Origin of the sequence: Citrobacter sp. Ce119, assembly GCF_030334525.1 — a bacterium.
Lineage (GTDB): Bacteria > Pseudomonadota > Gammaproteobacteria > Enterobacterales > Enterobacteriaceae > Citrobacter > Citrobacter europaeus.
The window spans coordinates 1-868 of sequence record NZ_JAOWDR010000011.1; the positions used below are offsets into that span (position 1 = coordinate 1).

1 rRNA gene is annotated in these 868 nt (G+C 53.8%); it reads left to right on the forward strand.

Annotated features, from left to right (window positions below):
- Positions 1–868, forward strand: a 23S ribosomal RNA gene (locus OGV80_RS00285); the annotation flags it as partial.

Below are 868 nucleotides of genomic sequence, written 5' to 3' on the forward strand. Positions count from 1 at the left end.
ATAGGGGAGCCGAAGGGAAACCGAGTCTTAACTGGGCGTTAAGTTGCAGGGTATAGACCCGAAACCCGGTGATCTAGCCATGGGCAGGTTGAAGGTTGGGTAACACTAACTGGAGGACCGAACCGACTAATGTTGAAAAATTAGCGGATGACTTGTGGCTGGGGGTGAAAGGCCAATCAAACCGGGAGATAGCTGGTTCTCCCCGAAAGCTATTTAGGTAGCGCCTCGTGAACTCATCTTCGGGGGTAGAGCACTGTTTCGGCTAGGGGGTCATCCCGACTTACCAACCCGATGCAAACTGCGAATACCGAAGAATGTTATCACGGGAGACACACGGCGGGTGCTAACGTCCGTCGTGAAGAGGGAAACAACCCAGACCGCCAGCTAAGGTCCCAAAGTCATGGTTAAGTGGGAAACGATGTGGGAAGGCACAGACAGCCAGGATGTTGGCTTAGAAGCAGCCATCATTTAAAGAAAGCGTAATAGCTCACTGGTCGAGTCGGCCTGCGCGGAAGATGTAACGGGGCTAAACCATGCACCGAAGCTGCGGCAGCGACACTATGTGTTGTTGGGTAGGGGAGCGTTCTGTAAGCCGTTGAAGGTGTGTCGTGAGGCATGCTGGAGGTATCAGAAGTGCGAATGCTGACATAAGTAACGATAATGCGGGTGAAAAACCCGCACGCCGGAAGACCAAGGGTTCCTGTCCAACGTTAATCGGGGCAGGGTGAGTCGACCCCTAAGGCGAGGCCGAAAGGCGTAGTCGATGGGAAACAGGTTAATATTCCTGTACTTGGTGTTACTGCGAAGGGGGGACGGAGAAGGCTATGTTAGCCGGGCGACGGTTGTCCCGGTTTAAGCATGTAGGCGG